The 17,301-nt window shown below is 43.2% G+C and carries 10 protein-coding genes; all 10 read right to left on the reverse strand.

The features are described 5' to 3' along the window. Positions 1-26: 26 nt before the first annotated feature. Positions 27-749, reverse strand: a complete 723-nt coding sequence (locus BUB19_RS22205) for an alpha/beta hydrolase family protein (RefSeq protein WP_178371556.1) — start codon at positions 747-749, stop codon at positions 27-29. Positions 750-881: 132 nt separating this feature from the next. Then, positions 882-2,723: an FAD-dependent oxidoreductase gene (locus tag BUB19_RS22210; protein WP_073097870.1), complete on the reverse strand. Its 1,842-nt coding sequence runs from the start codon at positions 2,721-2,723 to the stop codon at positions 882-884. 101 nt (positions 2,724-2,824) lie between these two features. Continuing rightward, on the reverse strand, positions 2,825-4,129 hold the full coding sequence (locus tag BUB19_RS22215) for a sialidase (protein ID WP_073097872.1): 1,305 nt from the start codon (positions 4,127-4,129) through the stop codon (positions 2,825-2,827). Between the two features lie 33 nt (positions 4,130-4,162). Further along, entirely contained in the window at positions 4,163-4,945 is a 783-nt protein-coding gene (locus tag BUB19_RS22220; RefSeq protein WP_073097874.1) for an HpcH/HpaI aldolase family protein, read from the reverse strand. Further along, the gene (locus BUB19_RS22225) at positions 4,935-7,364 is read right to left on the reverse strand and encodes a sodium:solute symporter family transporter (RefSeq protein WP_073097876.1); all 2,430 of its coding nucleotides are present in this window, start codon (positions 7,362-7,364) and stop codon (positions 4,935-4,937) included. Before BUB19_RS22225 ends, BUB19_RS22220 begins: the two co-directional genes overlap by 11 nt. Before the next feature lie 274 nt (positions 7,365-7,638). Further along, positions 7,639-9,120 (reverse strand): RagB/SusD family nutrient uptake outer membrane protein, encoded by a 1,482-nt coding sequence (locus BUB19_RS22230; RefSeq protein WP_178371557.1) that lies wholly within the window; start codon positions 9,118-9,120, stop codon positions 7,639-7,641. Between the two features lie 12 nt (positions 9,121-9,132). Continuing rightward, entirely contained in the window at positions 9,133-12,528 is a 3,396-nt protein-coding gene (locus BUB19_RS22235) for a SusC/RagA family TonB-linked outer membrane protein (RefSeq protein WP_084097564.1), read from the reverse strand. 169 nt (positions 12,529-12,697) lie between these two features. Then, positions 12,698-13,789 (reverse strand): FecR family protein, encoded by a 1,092-nt coding sequence (locus tag BUB19_RS22240; RefSeq protein ID WP_073097882.1) that lies wholly within the window; start codon positions 13,787-13,789, stop codon positions 12,698-12,700. Positions 13,790-14,821: 1,032 nt separating this feature from the next. Next, positions 14,822-15,427: an RNA polymerase sigma factor gene (locus tag BUB19_RS22245; protein WP_084097566.1), complete on the reverse strand. Its 606-nt coding sequence runs from the start codon at positions 15,425-15,427 to the stop codon at positions 14,822-14,824. Positions 15,428-15,763: 336 nt separating this feature from the next. Beyond that, on the reverse strand, positions 15,764-17,167 hold the full coding sequence (locus tag BUB19_RS22250) for a Gfo/Idh/MocA family protein (RefSeq protein WP_073097884.1): 1,404 nt from the start codon (positions 17,165-17,167) through the stop codon (positions 15,764-15,766). Between the last annotated feature and the right edge of the window lie 134 nt (positions 17,168-17,301).

Raw genomic sequence — 17,301 nt, forward strand, 5'->3', positions numbered from 1 at the left:
ATTGTTTAATAACAAATAATTCGCTTTCATTTTGATAGGAATTTATTGATTTGATGATTTTTATACACCTTCCAATTTGAAGTACTGTGTCCTCCTGATACTGTCCTTAACTTTACTGATCCGCCAAGTGCATTGACCTCTTTCTTTAATCGTAAGGAGTGCTTTTCATAAGGAACTGCCTGATCCTTGCGGCCGTGAAAAATCAACATGGGAATGTTTATCAATTTTTCAGGAAACGTTGCAGGATTGATACTTTTAAATTCCTCTCTTGATTGCCAAATGAAATTGGCCGACTTTCTTCGGGAGTACGCTTCTTCAAGGTCGTAGACTGGAAAGGTGCCGATAATCCGTTCAATTTTTTCCGGATGATTCCTGATCATCCTAAACATTTGGACCCCACCTGCCGAAGTACCCCATAGAACCCATTTTTCCTTAACTTTATAATTTGATCGGATGTATTCATATACTTTCAGCAAATTTTTCAGTCCCAGGTCAGTTCCCCAGGTATCGTTTCCGTTGGAAAGGACTACAAACAGGTACCCGTTTTTTAATGCGAGATTTCTTTGGTGAACATAAAAAGACACACTTTCTTCCTGTCCTGGAAGATAATTCAAGGCATTCCTTCCACTTCCATGCAAGGCCATTAAAACGGGATAAGCAACTGAATCCGATTTTTGAACCCTTTCAGGTAGCGAGATATACACTATTCGATCGCCTATCTCAAACAAGGTGTCTTTCTGATGAGTCAATGAAAAAGAATTGGAATAAAATAGGAGATTGAACACTCCGCCAATCCAAATTATAAGAAAGTATGTTTTAAGGCTTTTTCGATTTGAAGGCATGGAATTCTTCGTTTTTCAAATAGTTAAGTTTTTGCATTACTATTCATAAACCCTTATTTCTATGACACGCGCATGATCAATGCCATTGGTAGCCAAAATGGTAACTACCAGTTGGTCCGCAGGCTTGCCCTTCAAATTATGAATTCGGTGTCTATGGTAATTGTCATCCTCCTCCAGGACTTCCTGACACCGGCCATTTAAGAAAGTTTCCAAACGGTATTTTTTTACGGTTTCAGGTTGCGGCATCCCCCAGTGCATTTTGCGGGTATATTCGTCTGCAAGACTAAAGGTCAATACCCGGTGGGATCCCGTATCGAAGGTGAGCTGGATACTTCGTATATTTTTAGGCTTCTCCCAGCTCATTTGAATCCAGGCTGGTAAACTACACGATGAGTCACTCATCCAACGATGAGTTCCGGGAAACGCTATTTGAGATCTAACGCCTCTCTTCCCATGAACACTTCTGTTTTGCCCACTGATCACATTTATTGCCGGACCAATTTCCTGTTCGCTACTACATTGAATTTTGGACACTTTAGCCAGATCGGTAGGGTCCTCATTTACTACTCCGGGAATAAAGGCATCCTCCTTTATAAGCTGCTGTTGGATTTGCGAGATTAACTTTTTATTGCTGAAAATTTTCAACGGTGGGGTATTGTCTCTCAAGGCCAATGCCGCTGCTGTTCCAACTCCCTGCCCTACCACGGCACAGGTGGCCATTACGCGAGTCGACGCAAATGCCACATGGCTTGCGGAAATGTTCCGGCCGGCGAACATCAGGTTGCGTATTTTTTTACTGATACAAGCTCTTAACGGGATTTGATACAATTGGGGCACCTCATGATGGATACAGGGAAGCTCCTTTATAGCGTCAACGCCACTGGGTGGATGAAGATCCATGTGCCATCCCCCAAAAGCGATCGCATCTTCAAAAAGGGTTGCACCTTGAATGTCTTTTTGGGAAAGGGTGTATTGTCCAACAAATCTCCTGCTTTCTCTCTTTCCGGGTAAAAAACCACACCATTCCAACGCCCAATTTTCAGCACCATGGTCTCCTCCATTTTTAACGTGGTCCCAAACCCCCAGCAAAATAGCCAAAAGTTCATCCCTAATGATTTCATTATCTTTAATGGTATCAAGGGTACCGCCCCATTCTAACCACCAATACCCGTATTCCAACCCCAAATCCATATCCATCGCCGGGGTTGCGTGAGGCCGAAGTGCCAGGTCTTCTTCCGTGACTTTTCTTGCCCATGCGGGTGGCGAAAAGGGCATGGGGCGGTCATGCTTTTTTGCTTGAAACATCAACGAGGATCCTAACCTTAAATTGTCCGCTTTATCCTGCCCCAGATCTTCTCCGAAAGTGGATTTGGACTCTCTCCCTTCATAATAGGGGGCACCAGAGCCTGCGCCTATGGTACCATCTCCAGTACAATCGATAAAAATTTTTGCTTCAATTTCAAATTCATCTTCGGTGGAAGGTCTTCTGGCAAAAGCTTTCGTAATGATCTCATATCTGACCTCCACTCTTTCAACCCGGGTATTAAGCATTAAAGTAAGGTTGGGCTCCTGTCTACATTTGTCATACCATATGAGGTCAAAAATGGAAGGGGACCGCTGTGGGTTTCGCACACATGCCTCAAGTCGTAATTCTTCAATGATACCTGATTCCCGTGCCTCTACGGATAAATATTCACCCCGTTTACCGCTACAATCAGCTCCTACCATATGCATTCTTACTTCACTCGACGCATTTCCTCCCAATACGGAACGGTCTTGACACAGAATTACTTTTGCGCCGTTTCTTGCCGATGCCAAAGCAGCCGGCAAGCCACCAGGTCCACCCCCTGTCACCAATACATCACATTTTAGTTGCTTCATGCTACTATTTTTTCTGATTTTTTGTTCAAAATATCTAGTTAAAAAGAATCTTATATTGGTAAATGATAAATAACAAGAACCGCGTCCTTGTAGGAATATCACTATCCTTTGAAATATAAATTGGGTTGATTCCAACGGATTTTGGCCACGAATACGCTTCCGTCACTTCCATACTGTTGTACCGCCCCATTGGCTTCGGGAGTGGAATATTTTCCTGAAAACTGCATCCACTCCGCCACCGTTACCCAGGTTTCTTGTGGACTTACATCCGTTACGCCAAAATTCCCTAACCTCGCTCCCCTTTCTTCGACGATAATTCGTTCGGTTTTACGAATGATACATAACCTCTCAGGGTCCACCTGTGCCATAAAAAGGGGAGCACGGTGCCGGAAAACATGGTCATTTCCAGCTCCTTTCCTTGTATAAACAAGAAATAAACCTTCGCTATGGGTAACCCAATGCTGCTGGGTATTATAATTGCCCAGCTCCGTTCCATCATCAAATTTCCAGGGTACAATCTGCTCAAAATTCAACCCGTCCTGACTTCTGGTAACATATCCTTTATGATCGTTTCTCAGGGTTAGAAAATAGTTATTCTGAAACCTGGTTAACGATGGTTCCTGTAAACCCCGTGAACCGTCATCAATTTTTATTTCCTTACCATGCGTTTTGTAAATGAGGTTTTCTCCATCAAAACTGCACCTCAGCACAGCAACCTGATCAGACCGTTTTTCATCCTTTGGATGGGGGTTAAAGTAAATGGGAAGCAGGATGCTGCCATCCGGCTCGTCGTACCGTTGCACTGATCCCGCTCCTGCAAAGTAAAATTTATCACCCACAGGCATTTGAAGCTTCTTCCAATGGTTCCACTTACCGTGCTTTTCATCGTAAACCGCATAGGATGTATGCCTCGGCCGAGGAACCATCACCTTCCAGTCCGATGTATAAACCACTGTATGCCCTATTCCCAGTAATTTTTTAGAATGGGAATGAAAACCTGGCCAAAAGTCACTGGCTGCTACCGGGTGCTTTTTTCCATCAATGACTTCATATCTTGGGTTCAGTTGAGGTATTGCCACAGGATCGGAATATGATTCTCCTAAATCAACCGTATCGAACCCATACATACCCTTAAAGACATCACTTCCTGACAAATCATGGGTATTCATAGTAAATAAAACCCTTAAATTGGGCTGAGTTCCTATCCCGGGAAGGATTCCCGCGCGAGGATGTACCCAACATTTGTTTCCATCGTATAATTTCGTTGGTACATCCTGGCGGAGTCGATATTTCAATTTCTTCCCCATTTGGGAAGACAAAACACCTATCGTTCCATATGCGGGCAACACCATTAGAGAAACGCTCTTAATGGCAGATGATTTTAAGAATTGTCTACGATTTACCATTACGCTATTATTTCAAAATAAATCCTTCGCTCATCAGGAAAATCTGAAACCCAGTGCTTGAAACTCGTTCATTATTTCAGTCAACCGTTTCCGGATTAAGGTCATATCACTGGAATAGGTAATCAGCATGGCACCCATATCTAACAATTTTTTGGCATGCTCGGAGGAGAAGGCCGGGGTTCCCCAACGTTTTCCTGCATTTTTAGCGGACACAGCCAGCCTATCCAGTGCCTCCCAATACCTGGAATCTTTAAAATCTCCCGGAAATCCACCCTGCAGGCTAAAATCTCCGGGCCCGAAAAAGAGCAGATCCACACCATCCACCTCTGCAATCTCTTGTGCAGCATTCAAGCCCATTTCATCTTCAATTTGCACTACTAAAAACGTTCCCTCATTGGCTGACTTCAGGTAATCAACTAAAGGAAGGGTTCCATAACGGGCATCTGGTCCCGAAGCATCCAATCCTCTTCCCCCTTTAGGCGGAAATTTGACATGGTGGACCGCCATTTTTGCTTCCTCCACACTACTGCATCGCGGATACATGATGCCGTTTGCCCCTGCCTCCAGCAATCGGGCCATTTGAACAAACTCTCCATTCCCTGGTCTGACCAAAAGATCAGATTTGCCCACCCGGGCAGCCCTCATCAGCCCACTCACTGTCTCAGTAGAATGGGAATGATGTTCCATGTCTACCCAAATGACATCAAATCCCAAAATACTGGTCAATTCAAATAAAGCAGGGTCTGTAAGGTGAAGTGTGACTCCTAATACCGGATGACCTGATTTCCATTTTGATATGCAATTACTACTTTTCATATTTTTTGCTATTTTTTTCGATAAAACTGAGCGTGCATGCCACTACCGCCCCAGAAAGAAAGGAAAATGGCAACACCCACAACACAGTGATGCCCCCTATTCCGTAAAAGGAAATTCCCACCGCTACGATGATGGCCACAATTCCTCCTATAAATGTCCCACTTTCCGAGGCAAAGGGTATAAACAATGCCATAAAAAACAAAACAAATAAGGGTGCAACAAACAGGTGTGTCACCTTTATCACGATATCAAATAAATTCCCCTGAACACTTCCCACAAAAAAGCTCAATCCAATTACAATTAACCCGGTGAGATAAGATAGCATTTTCACCTGTTGCAAGGATCCGCTGAACGAAAGCGCTACTTTTCTTTTAAAAAAGCGGTTAAAAATATCTTCTGAAATCACCGTTGAAACGGAATTTAACCCTGAAGAAAGACTTGACATGGCCGCAGCCAAAAGGCCTGCAATCACCAATCCCGATATTCCGATAGGTAGTCCTAACAATATGAATCTTGGAAATAGCGTGTCGGATTGTTCACTGAAGGATTGCCCGTCTGCCAGAAAATGTTGATTCTTAGAAAAGAACGCAAACATGGCTAATCCCAGAAGACCCAATAAACATTTGGCCAGCAAATTGGTATACAAGGAAACCTTCAATGATTTTCTGGCTGCCTGAATATCCTTGGTGGACAAGTACCTTTGAACAGCTAACTGATCGGATCCTGTGGTACAAATATACCAGGCAAATAACATGATGACAGCGTTTCCAATGGTCGTCCTTTCCTGGGTATCAAATCCAAATTGAATCGGTTTCCAATAAGCCGGCCATTCTGATGGAAACCACGAACTGACCGACCCAAAATGCAGGCTGACAATCACAATACTCAATAAAGCACCTCCCAGGAATACAATAGATTGAACCACATCTGTTAAGACCACTGCCTTTAGCCCGCCCATGGAAGTGTATATAATCGTAATGATCAATAAAAAAGTACTTATAAAAGGAACATAGTACGGATCCAGTGGAACCACCGACAGGAAGGCCACATCGACCGTCACATAGATAATCGTGGCCATCCAAAGAAATCTTAATGACAGAAACATAAAGATGGCCAACATCCTGATGCTTAATCCCAGCTTTAATTCCAATATTTCGTAGGCACTGGTCACCTTCATGGCCATAATCCGGGGAATTAACCACCATCCCGCCACAAAATATACGAGGGGAAAACCTAGCATTCCCGCAAAAATCACCGGACCATATTTAATCATTTCTCCGGGATAGGAAAGGTAGCTGACTGTACTGAGTAACGTAGCAAAAAGAGATACACCAATTGAAACGGCATTCATATTCCTACCGCCCAGCAGGTAGTCTTCTTTCGTCTTATTTCTTTTGGAATAAAAATAGCCAATACCTAACATTAATCCGCCATATAAGGAAATAACGAGCCAATCAACCCAGGAAAGGTGCGTTTCTACCCGACGGTCAATTCTCAATAGGGCATAGGCTGCTGTAACTTTAAGATCCGTACGTTCATTGTTGTTAACATAACCATCATCAGTCTTTGTGTTAAGCATCTCCGCCAATACCTTCCTATCCGCGACATTGCCTTCCTCAGCCAGGGTATAGGCATATTCCCTTTGATGAATCCAGTCCTCTCTATTTGTTACCTGTGTCAACTCCTCCTTAATTTGCTTCATCCTGGAACCGGATAGAGAATCAGCAGGCGCAGTAATCCAGCACATGGAGGCCAAATAAACCGCAAAATCAGAAATGTCTGTTTGATTAATCGCCATTTCCGTCAATTGATACCAGTCCGCATGGGCGATGTCCCGGATACTCCGCAAAGCATAGGCCGCCAGCTTTCTAACACGTTCAGGCTGGTCCTTATCCTTTATTAGTTTCATCAATTCATCAAGGCTGGACTTCTTTCCGGAATCTGAAGCGTAGGCATTTGCCCAGGTGCTGAAAATGGACAAAATCTGATCTTGGGTCTCTATTTCTGTTCTTGGAGCGATTCCCAGTTTTGCAAGGGCTTCTGCAGCGTGAACCCTATCCAATGAACTACTATCCTTATAAACCTCACGGATTTTATCAATCCAAATTTTTCTAAGTTCTTCGTTTCCGTCTGATTGAGCTAATACCCTCCAAATCCCAATCCGGTAATACAGTTCATTTCCAAATTCCTTTTCTTCCCTTTTAAAAACGCTATCCACACCTGACCTGTAATCCAGTTCCAATAAATATTCAGCGGCATGCACCTTTTCCCAATTCAGATCACTGTATAATACTGATTGGAGTTGAGTTATTGCCTCTTGTCTTACTTCAGAAGAAACTTCCGCCCCGGAGTGGGTATTGACTTCACAGGAAACTAAAGGTAAAGCCAATACAATCAATCCATAAAGAAAGCTTTTCATATTTTGGTGTTTATCAATTTATGCAGGAAAAACTAGTAATAACGTTTGGGTTTGCCGGTCCCTTCTAAATCTCGGGAGCAATTGGCAAGTGAAAGGCATACTTTCTCCATAGAGAAAAAATCTAATCGATTTCAAGGGAGAAAATATGCCTCATGAATTAGGAAGATTCAATCGTATGCCCCTCTTGGCTACCGAAAACCCTCCTTCATTATTCTTTCTTAACAAGAATATTCCCAAATCAGCTTAAAACTAACTTTTGGCAGGTTTTCATTTTTTATTGAAACCCAGGATTCTGAGTAATGATGGGATTGGTTTGAATCACCCTGGATGGGATAGGATAAAGGTACTTTTCCCTCGTCACATTTCCATCCAATCCATAATCGCTTAAGAAGGATTTCATGACGGCTAAACCTTGATCCGTTCTCACCAGATCGTGCCACCTTTGGTGTTCAAAGGCAAATTCAAACCGTCTTTCATTTAACACCCAATTTCTGAAACTTTGCTGATCGGGGACCTCATTCGGTGTTTTGGGACCTAAACCAGCCCTTTCCCGTACGTTGTTTAAAATTTCAAAGGCCTGACCATCCGGAACATAGGATTGCTCATTTAATGTTTCGGCATACATCATCAAAACATCAGTGTATCGAATAATGGGCCAGTTTATGTCCCAGTTGTTTAGCGGACCGGAGTTTCCGGAAACAAATTTCCTGGAAAACGGTGTATTCTGCATGGTTCCATCATTTTGAAGCCATTCCATTTGGACAGTGTGAGCCAATCGCACATCTCCCTCCTCAAATCTATCGATTAAATCCTGAGAAACAATTGGACTGAGGGGTGATCCTCCCGAAGAAATCCCTAATTCTGGATTATTTCGATCAATATTGTTCGGAGCCTGTATGCGGGGAATTGGGTTTCCCTCACCTTGCGCGTCCGAATTAAACTGAACCCAAAAGACATATTGCCTGCCATTATCATTTGCAATATCGAAAATGGAGCCATAATCCGTAAAAAATTCGAAATGCCCTGAATTGATCACCTCTTCAAATAAAGCCCTTGCTTCCTCCCATTCCCCCGTTTCCAACGGATATCCGCTTCTGGTTAAATAAACTTTTCCCAATAGCGCCTTGGCGGCCATTGAGGTAATTCTGCCAACATCCACTGAGGGATAGGTCTCCGGCAAGTTAGCCGCTGCTTCCTCTAAGTCTGAGATGATAGCGGCATACACTTCCTCAATGGAATTTCGGTCATATTGGAGTGATTCGGTAATCGATAAAGGCTGTGTCACAACGGGAACGCCGCCAAAATACCTTACCAGATCAAAATAAAGCAATGCCCTGATTACTTTGGCCTCTGCCTTCATCCGCTCTTTCGCCTGACTATTTTCAAAATCAACCCCCTCAATTCGCTGTAAAAAAATATTGCACCGGTAAATAGATTCATACAGGTCCGACCAGGCAGGAAACAATTGCGTGTTCTCCGGAGATTCGTTAAAGTGAAATATGGAGTGAAAATTATACAAGAGTGATTGCTGAAAGGAATTATCCGACCGTTGCTCTTTCATCAACATCGCATAGACACTGGTCTGAGTGGTTTGGAGCCCATCGTAAATCCCCATCAATGCCTGATTCAACTCATCTTCGCTGTTATAAAACCCTTCTACGCTCCTTTCGGAAATGGGTGCCAGATTTAGAAAATCCTCAGAACAGGAAAAAAGAAAGATCAGGGAAATGGACGCATATTTATTTATAAATTTCATTTTTTTCATTCTTTAAAATGTAACATTTAAACCCAAAACAAGTGATTTGGCCAATGGATACGTATTGGTAGCATCAATACCAGGTACCAGTAAGCTGTTGTTCCTCACTCCTGTCTGCGGGGTGCCAAAGTAGTTGTCTTTGGTGAATACATTTTCAGCACTTAGGTAAACTCTCAATCCGGCTATAGCACCACCTAAATTGTCCAGAAGACTGTTGGGTGCGTTGTAGCCAAGCGTAACATTTCTGATCCTCCAAAAACTGCCATCAAACATCCAAAAGGTAGAGGGTGTGGTCAGGTTTGGTGTTACTGCGGCCCTGGGTGTTTTTCCGTCTCCCGGATTTTCCGGTGAAACATACCTGTTTCTCCAATATCCCAAAACGTTTCCTACATGCGACCTTCCCGCTCCGCCCTGACTTTCATTAATTAACTCAAAGCCTGATTCACCATACACCATGGCACTTAAATCAAAACTTTTAAACTGTATGGTTTGGGTTAAACCCCAGGTATAATCAGGCTGATTTTTCCCGACAATGGTTTTATCCTCATCGGTGATAACACCATCCTCGTTGGTATCGATATATTTTAGGTCACCGACACTTTGGGTCTTCGAGATGGGACTGGAGTTCAGCTCTTCTTCACTCATAAAAATCCCCGCAACAGGTATAAGGTAATAACTGCCAATGGGCGATCCTATTTGAGTGATGGTAACCGAGGTTCCTCTCGCAAATCCGGGGATAGGCGCACCCTCAGGACCTAACTCCAAAACGGTATTTCTATTGAATGCCAGATTTCCATCTATTCTCCAGGAAAAATCTCTGGTGCTAACGATTCTCGCTCCCAGTTCAAATTCCAATCCTTTATTTTCTACTTTGCCTATGTTTTGCAAGGAGCTGCTAAACCCGGATATAACTGGAATAGGCACGTTTAGAAGCAGATCGCTGGTAACACTTCGGTAGGCGTCTACACCAAGAGTAAACTGGTTTTCCAACAATCCGATGTCCATGCCAATGTTCAAGGTATTGTTTTTTTCCCAGCTCAATTCCGGATTACTAAAAGAGGAAGGACTCAAACCGCCAACTAATACACCAGACCCATCTCCGAGTACATAATTGGTTTGCGAAAGCGATCCTATATATCCATAATTGGGAATATTATAATTTCCGGTAGCGCCATAACTGGCTCTTAATTTCAGATTATTTACGAATTCGATTGGATTCATAAATTCCTCCTCGGAAATCCGCCATCCTACCGAGGCAGAAGGAAACCAACCCCACTTATTGTTGCCACCAAATCTGGAGGAACCATCTCTTCTGATACTTGCAGTAAACAGATACCGGTCGTTTAAACTGTAGGTTGCGCGGGAAAAATAGGACAACAGGCTGTGTTCACTTGCTGCGGAACGCGCTGCTATTAATTCGGTTCCGGCATTCAGCGTTTTGACCAAATCATCCGGAAATCCCCTCACTTCGCTAAAAGTACTTTCATTGTAAAATTTCTGTGCGGAAAAACCAGCAATAGCCGTAAAAAAATGATTGTCGGTGTTGACGGTATAATTCAACAAGGTTTCGTTCAATAAATTGGTATTTAGAAACGTAGAGGCTTGAGCAAAACTTCCGTTATCCCTGTTTACATTATTGGTTTTGTAGAAATTATTGTTGCCATTGGAATAATCCGCAGACGTAGCGTTTCTCAAACTTAAATTATTGGTCACCTCCAATTCTGCATAAAAACTACCAATTGTCCTGAATCTTTTGGTTTCATCGTCTGTCTCCTCCAGCCATGCCAGTGGATTGACAAGAATATCTGTTCGGGTATAAGGCTCACCTCCGGTTTCCACTGTCCCCAAATTTGGTTCTACAATGGGAGCCAAAAATTTTGCTCGTGAAACGGGTCCTCCTACGTCTTCTGCATCTGCCTCATTTTGAATAGAAAAACTAGGACTAATATTAAGACCCACCTTTACCCGATCGTGGATTTTGGTTTCCACATTGGCTTTAAATGAATAACGGTTATAATCTGTATGCTTGATGACACCTTCCTGTTGGAAAACATCAGCATAAATATTATAGGTTGTATTTTCAGTTCCTCCGGAGATGGATAATTGTGAATTATGGATAGGGGCAGTCCGTGAAATCAGTGCCTGCCAATCCGTATCTGGGAAATTTTCAGGGTTAGATATCCATTCAGGATTAATCCTGGCACCTCCTGGCCTTTCGTCTAAGGGTACGATGGGATCCCCCCCATTTAGCAAATACGTATTGGTCCGTTCCTCCACCGCGAAATCGATCCATTCATCCCGGTTTAAGACATCGTAAGTTTCTGCCACCTGCTGAAATCCGTATCGGGTTTTAACCGATACACTGGGTGCTCCCCCTTTTCCTTTTTTTGTAGTTATTATCACCACTCCGTTGGCCCCCCTTGATCCATAAATCGCAGAAGCGGCGGCATCTTTCAAAACCTCAATACTTTCTATATTGCCCACCGCAATGTTGTCCAGATCTCCTGAAATCGGAACCCCATCTATTACATATAGTGGTTCAGAACCGGCTGTGATAGAGCCTGTCCCCCGCACCTTGATACTCAAAGGCCTACCCGGTTGACCCGACACTTCCTGAACCCTCACCCCTGCTAAAGCGCCTATCAGGGCTTGATCCACTCGGGTAATGGTACCCGTTCGATCCTCCAATTTTTCTCCGGAAAGTTTAGATACGGCTGTGGTCAGATCCCTGCTTTTCTGCGTCCCATACCCCACTACCACCACTTCCTCCAGGGACGATTGATCCTCCGTAAGCGTAATGGACAAATCCGTTTGGTTCCCAACGGTAATGCGCTGAGACTGGTAACCGATAAATGAAATCACCAATACGGCCCCTTCTTCTGCTTCCAGACTGAAATTGCCATCGATGTCAGTAGCTGTGCCCGAAGACGTACCTTCGATCAACACAGTGGCACCGGGAATAGGATCGCCATTTTCGTCGGTTACGGTGCCCCTTATTTCTATGTCGGCCTCTGAAACTGACACCAGCGGCGTCTGCGGCTCTTTGCTGGACTTTTGTACGTGAATATTATGGTTGATTTGCTTGAAATCCAATCCAGACTGCCTGGCTATGGCCACCAGTACCTCATACAGGCTTTGGTCCTTGTCTTCAACGGAAACAGGAGGTAAATTCCTGACTTCTCTTGTAAGGTATACAAACGTGTAATCGGATGCAGCTTCGATTTTCCTGAATGCCTCTTTGACAGTTACCCCTTCCAGGGGCAAACTGACCACTACCTCTTCAATGCTTTTGATCTGGGCATTGCCATTAGAGGCCAATAAAAAGCCCATGGTCATACACTGGAAAAGAAATGCATAGGTAAATAATTTGCTCATGCGTATAACATGCCTAAGTATAAGATTTTTCATATCTTTACATGGTTTATTTTGGCTATTGTGTAAATGGTTGAATAAACTGGCATCGGGTACTGATTGGCGTCAAATGCCCCGATGTTGTACTGCTTCCGAGGGTGTTACAGCACCTTCGGTTTTTTTTTGTTTTTCTGAATTAGTTTTTCATAGGCAGATTACTTTTGGGTTATTTGTTGAATTTTATACTGACCTGGTCTTTGCCGATCAGGAAATCAATCCCTGCGGTATAGCTCAGGCCTTCCAGTACGTTTTCCAGTGTCTCATTATGGAATTTGCCCGAAAGATGCATTCCGGGTTTAGGTTGGTTTTGAAAGTGAATCCTGACACCGTACCAGTTTTCAAGGGCCCTTATGGCTTCCGCCAACTTCGTATCATCAAACAGGATGGTTTTTCTCGTCCAGGCCAGAATGGCATCTTCATCAAATTCAGTCCTGGAAATCAGCCTTTTGTCCGTACTGATACTTATGGCTTCTTTTGGGGCCAATAAAATTTCTTCATTTTTTAAATCTGGAAATGCAATGGATACCTTTCCAGTTACCAGGGATATCATTTGCTTTTCCCCCTTGTAGGCCATGATATTAAAGGAAGTCCCCAATGCTGTGGTATTGACCCCTCCTGCATGTACCGTAAAGGGCCGATCCGGGTCATGGGCAACTTCAAAATAGGCTTCACCTTCCAAAAAAACATCCCGAACGGCTTTGAATCTGTTCTCCTCATAGGACAAACTGCTTCCCGCGTTGAGCATCACCCGGGTACCATCGGCCAGAGAAATACTAGATTTTACCCCAGGTGGATTATTGAAAACAACATTTTTAACGGGTTGGGGTATTTCTGCAGTGGGTTCAGGCAACATATAGCGGCTCGCTAAAAAACCTAAACCAAGTGCTACCAGCAATATAGAGGCAATGCGCCAGAAATATCCCAATTGAAAAGCAGCCTTTGTGCTTGTAATTTGCGCTTGTACCATCCCTTGCCGGATAGGAACTACCTTTCCAAATTGCTTTTGTTGGTCTTCCTTAGTGGTTTCGGTCTCTATTTTGTCCCATATCTCCTTATATTCCTTATTCTGAAGCGGGTATTGGTTTGAAAACAACTCCAGAATAAGTTCCCTGGCCAGCTCAACATCCGTTACAGATGCCGGGTTAGCGGACAAATATTGCTTCCAGGTCTTGTTAAGTTCTGGATCCGGGTATAATACCCATTTCCTAAACTCCGGGTTTAGTACGAGGCTCTTGACTGTATCGTTGTAAATATCCATTCAGGCGTGATTTCACAGATAGGTGTCGGACAAACCAGAAATCTATCCTTTGTTTTTTGATTATTTTAAAAAATTATCACCGGTAACTGCTTTTCAGGGGTGAGCGTTCGATTTAAGATCGTCCTTTATAACCAGTTGGTTTATTAGAGATTTCCACGGCTTGCAAAGCACAACCCTACTCTAAGCCCACCGATCTCTTTTTTATTAAATACCTGTAAATCTATGTATTGAAAAACCCACATCGTCATCCCGATTTCTCCGTATTTTTTTAAATATTAGGTCTATCGGTGACGGATTCTTGCGTCACTGCGAGGGTGCGTTTTCAAATAATAAATAGTATTGACAACATTACTCGCACCCGCGGCAGTCTCAACGAATACACAGGCGAATTTCCGGTCTTCCTGTTTTTTTCGATGGACTTTGGTTCACTCTCTGGTTCAGATTGCTTCGCGGGGCTACCGATGACGAGTATATTAAAAAATTGTAAATCAATGTATTAAAGAATCAACACTATCATCCTGATTGGTGTATTTTCTAAATGCTTAGCCTACCGGTGACATAATTGAATCAGTAATTTTTTATAAAGAAGAAACCCTAAAAAATCTGTTAAATTTAAGAAGAGATAAATTTAACTACGCAAAGAGCGCAGGCCCGACAAAAAACCGGGGTGCGCAGGAGGCTTGTGGGAGGAAGGATTTTTTTGTCTTGATTTTTTGGTACTTTTTCATCAAAGCCTGCCCCGAGCAGCGAAGCGAATCGGGGGAAAAAGTACAGAGAATAAGAGGCTTACCAGATGATGTTTAGATCTAATCCTGATAAAACCAACAATAACCTTATATCCCGTTTATTGCAAAATACCAATCGTCATCCTGATTCCAGCGTTTTTTAAAATGTTAAATCTCGCGATGACGAGTTTCCCAAATAATCGAAATTCATTATGTTCAAAAAAAACCTCGTCATCCTGATTTCTACTTTTAAAAGAAGTTAGTTCTACAGATGACGGATTTATTATTTAATTATCCCGATTTCCCATTACAAAGAAAAATAAAGTGAGATAAGGAGGAGGTACAGTTTTTTTAAATTGCAGATGGCCTTCCAGCTCAGTGTATATACGGATTGCACATTGATCCCCATCAGCCTGGCAACCTGTTCATTGGGAAGGTTATCGAAAAACACGTAGCGGATTACTTCCATTTGTCTGGGAGGAAGCTTGGAAAGTGCTGCTGATAATCTGGAGTTGTTGGCTTCTTCCTGATGAATATGAATGACCCCAGCCTCAGCGTCATTCTGAAAATAGAGCGCATTTGCACCCAGTTCCTGATCTTTGGCATTTCGTTTTTTTTCCCTACCTATTTCCTTTTTGATTTTATTGGAAAGGGCTTTAAAAACATAGACTTTTACATTTTTAACGGATGTTCCGTTTCTCCTGTACCGCCAAATCTCGATAAAAAGTTCCTGAATACAATCTTTGACCAGATTTCGATCCGGAACAATCGAAAGCCCAAAAACCATCATTTCGCTGACAAATAAATCGTAAAGCCCCTTCAAGCCCGTTTTGTCGTCCAGCTGAATTCGCCTCCAATATTCCTTACTTTCAGCAAGCGCGCTATCATCAATATGGGAATGAGGTATGGTCAATTTGGGTTTGTTTGGGTTTAGTTTTCAATAATAGTAAAAAATTTTGCAAGACCAGACCTTAATTGTTATTTAAATCGCATATACCAGGCATTGTTATACATTTGATTCCTGATACTTATTTTTTGAAGCTCTCCCTCTTATTGGAAAAAAGTCAGCAGAACAAAATAATATCACCGGAAACTCTTGTTTACAGTCTCTTTTTTTTCTTTATCAATAAATACCAGCGAAACGTGTGATCTTTTATAAACTACCTTCTTTCCTGTGATGAGGCAGCCAGTGCACCAACGGTATTTGCGACAGACCGACCCAGTCCAGTACATGACAAAATAATTGGGGCTAACTATTAAATGAATAGGGTTCTCTGTAAACTTTTGACAGGTAACTGTCTGCTTCAGAATCATTGGCAAAATTTTCACTATCCCCCATAAACCTCAATTCCCGCCTGACCAGGTAGGATATATTGGCCAGCAGCGGCAAAGCTGAGGAATAAAAACCCTCTTGCATGTTGCATTGGAGCTGATTTTGATCTCCGGAACGAATGGCGTCCAGGAAGTTGGAAAAGAGCGTCGCTTCAGATCCGGAAGGTTTTTCGCCGGAACTCGCAAATGGCTTGGTATCGCGATGATGAAATGCCCTCCATTCCGTACCTGCAATTTCCAGCCAGCCTTCAGTGCCGTAAAACAGGTTACCTACTTCCCTGCCATCACTCCCCTCCTGATTGGTATACCTGCCCCTGGCTTCATATTCCAGCATGGTGCCATCGGCATAATTAAAAATTGCGGTTTGTACATTTGGGGTTTCCTGCATGGACTGGTCGTGCCCATAGGTCTTTACATCGCCATAGACAAAGGTACCGGGAGTGCAATCACCTGGATTACATTTATCCTTGTCAAAACCAAAAATACCTCCACTGGAGTATACCGTTTCGGGATGCTCGTACTTCTGCAATCCCCAGCGTGCGATGTCCAGTTGGTGTGTGCCGGTATTACCCGAATCACCATTGCCCGTATCCCAGAACCAATGCCAGTTGTAATGACTTCGCTTCTCGTTGTAGGGTCGGTAAGGGGCCGGACCCAGCCAAAGATCATAATGTAAGGAATCCGGAGGCATGCTGTCTTTCGCCGTACCGTAAGAGTTGCGCAGCTTGTAAGTAAGGGCGCGAGCCATGTACAATTTCCCTATTCCCCCTTCATGCAGAAATTGTACCGCATCCCTAACATTAGTATATGCACGATTGGTCAAACCCACCTGTACGGTCAGGCCCGACTTTTGGGCTGCCTCCACCATTTTTCTACCTTCCCATAGGGTATGAGATGCTGGCTTTTCCACATAAACATGCTTTCCTGCCTCACAGGCCCAAACTGTAGCCAGCGCATGCCAATGATTGGGTGTTGCCATGGAGACTGCATCGATTTCTTTGTCTTCCAGCACTCTCCTCAGGTCCCATTCCAATTGGGGCCGGGCGCCGGTTTTCTCTTCTACCAGCTTGGATTTTTCATTGAAAAGGGCTTCATCGGCATCGCAAAGAACTCTTATGGTCAGGTTATGACTATCTTTGAGACTGCAATAATTGTTGATATGCACCGTACCTTGGTTACGGATACCGATCTGAGCCAGGTTGATGCGGTCATTAGCACCCATAATGGAGGCATAACTCTTTGCACTGAATCCAAGACCGCCCATACTTATTCCAGCAGAGCTGATTGTGGTCTTCTTTAAAAATTCCCGGCGGTTTGTCATGAGTTAAAGTTATTTTTGGTGAATGATCGGGATATTAATCATTTATTTTAATTTTTTAAAATCAAAGCAACTATTTTTGGCCCTTCAATAATTAAATTTTCGCCCTAACACAGTTGAAATGTAATTGCCTTTTT

Origin of the sequence: Cyclobacterium lianum (assembly GCF_900143075.1) — a bacterium.
Taxonomy (GTDB): Bacteria; Bacteroidota; Bacteroidia; order Cytophagales; family Cyclobacteriaceae; genus Cyclobacterium; species Cyclobacterium lianum.

What these genes read in the sequence shown, in the direction of transcription:
- BUB19_RS22235 (WP_084097564.1), bottom strand. Translation starts at nt 12,528, where the DNA reads ATGAAAAATCTTATACTTAGGCATGTTATACGCATGAGCAAATTATTT.
- BUB19_RS22240 (WP_073097882.1), bottom strand. Translation starts at nt 13,789, where the DNA reads ATGGATATTTACAACGATACAGTCAAGAGCCTCGTACTAAACCCGGAG.
- BUB19_RS22210 (WP_073097870.1), bottom strand. Translation starts at nt 2,723, where the DNA reads ATGAAGCAACTAAAATGTGATGTATTGGTGACAGGGGGTGGACCTGGT.
- BUB19_RS22220 (WP_073097874.1), bottom strand. Translation starts at nt 4,945, where the DNA reads ATGAAAAGTAGTAATTGCATATCAAAATGGAAATCAGGTCATCCGGTA.
- BUB19_RS22225 (WP_073097876.1), bottom strand. Translation starts at nt 7,364, where the DNA reads ATGAAAAGCTTTCTTTATGGATTGATTGTATTGGCTTTACCTTTAGTT.
- BUB19_RS22230 (WP_178371557.1), bottom strand. Translation starts at nt 9,120, where the DNA reads ATGAAATTTATAAATAAATATGCGTCCATTTCCCTGATCTTTCTTTTT.
- BUB19_RS22215 (WP_073097872.1), bottom strand. Translation starts at nt 4,129, where the DNA reads ATGGTAAATCGTAGACAATTCTTAAAATCATCTGCCATTAAGAGCGTT.
- BUB19_RS22250 (WP_073097884.1), bottom strand. Translation starts at nt 17,167, where the DNA reads ATGACAAACCGCCGGGAATTTTTAAAGAAGACCACAATCAGCTCTGCT.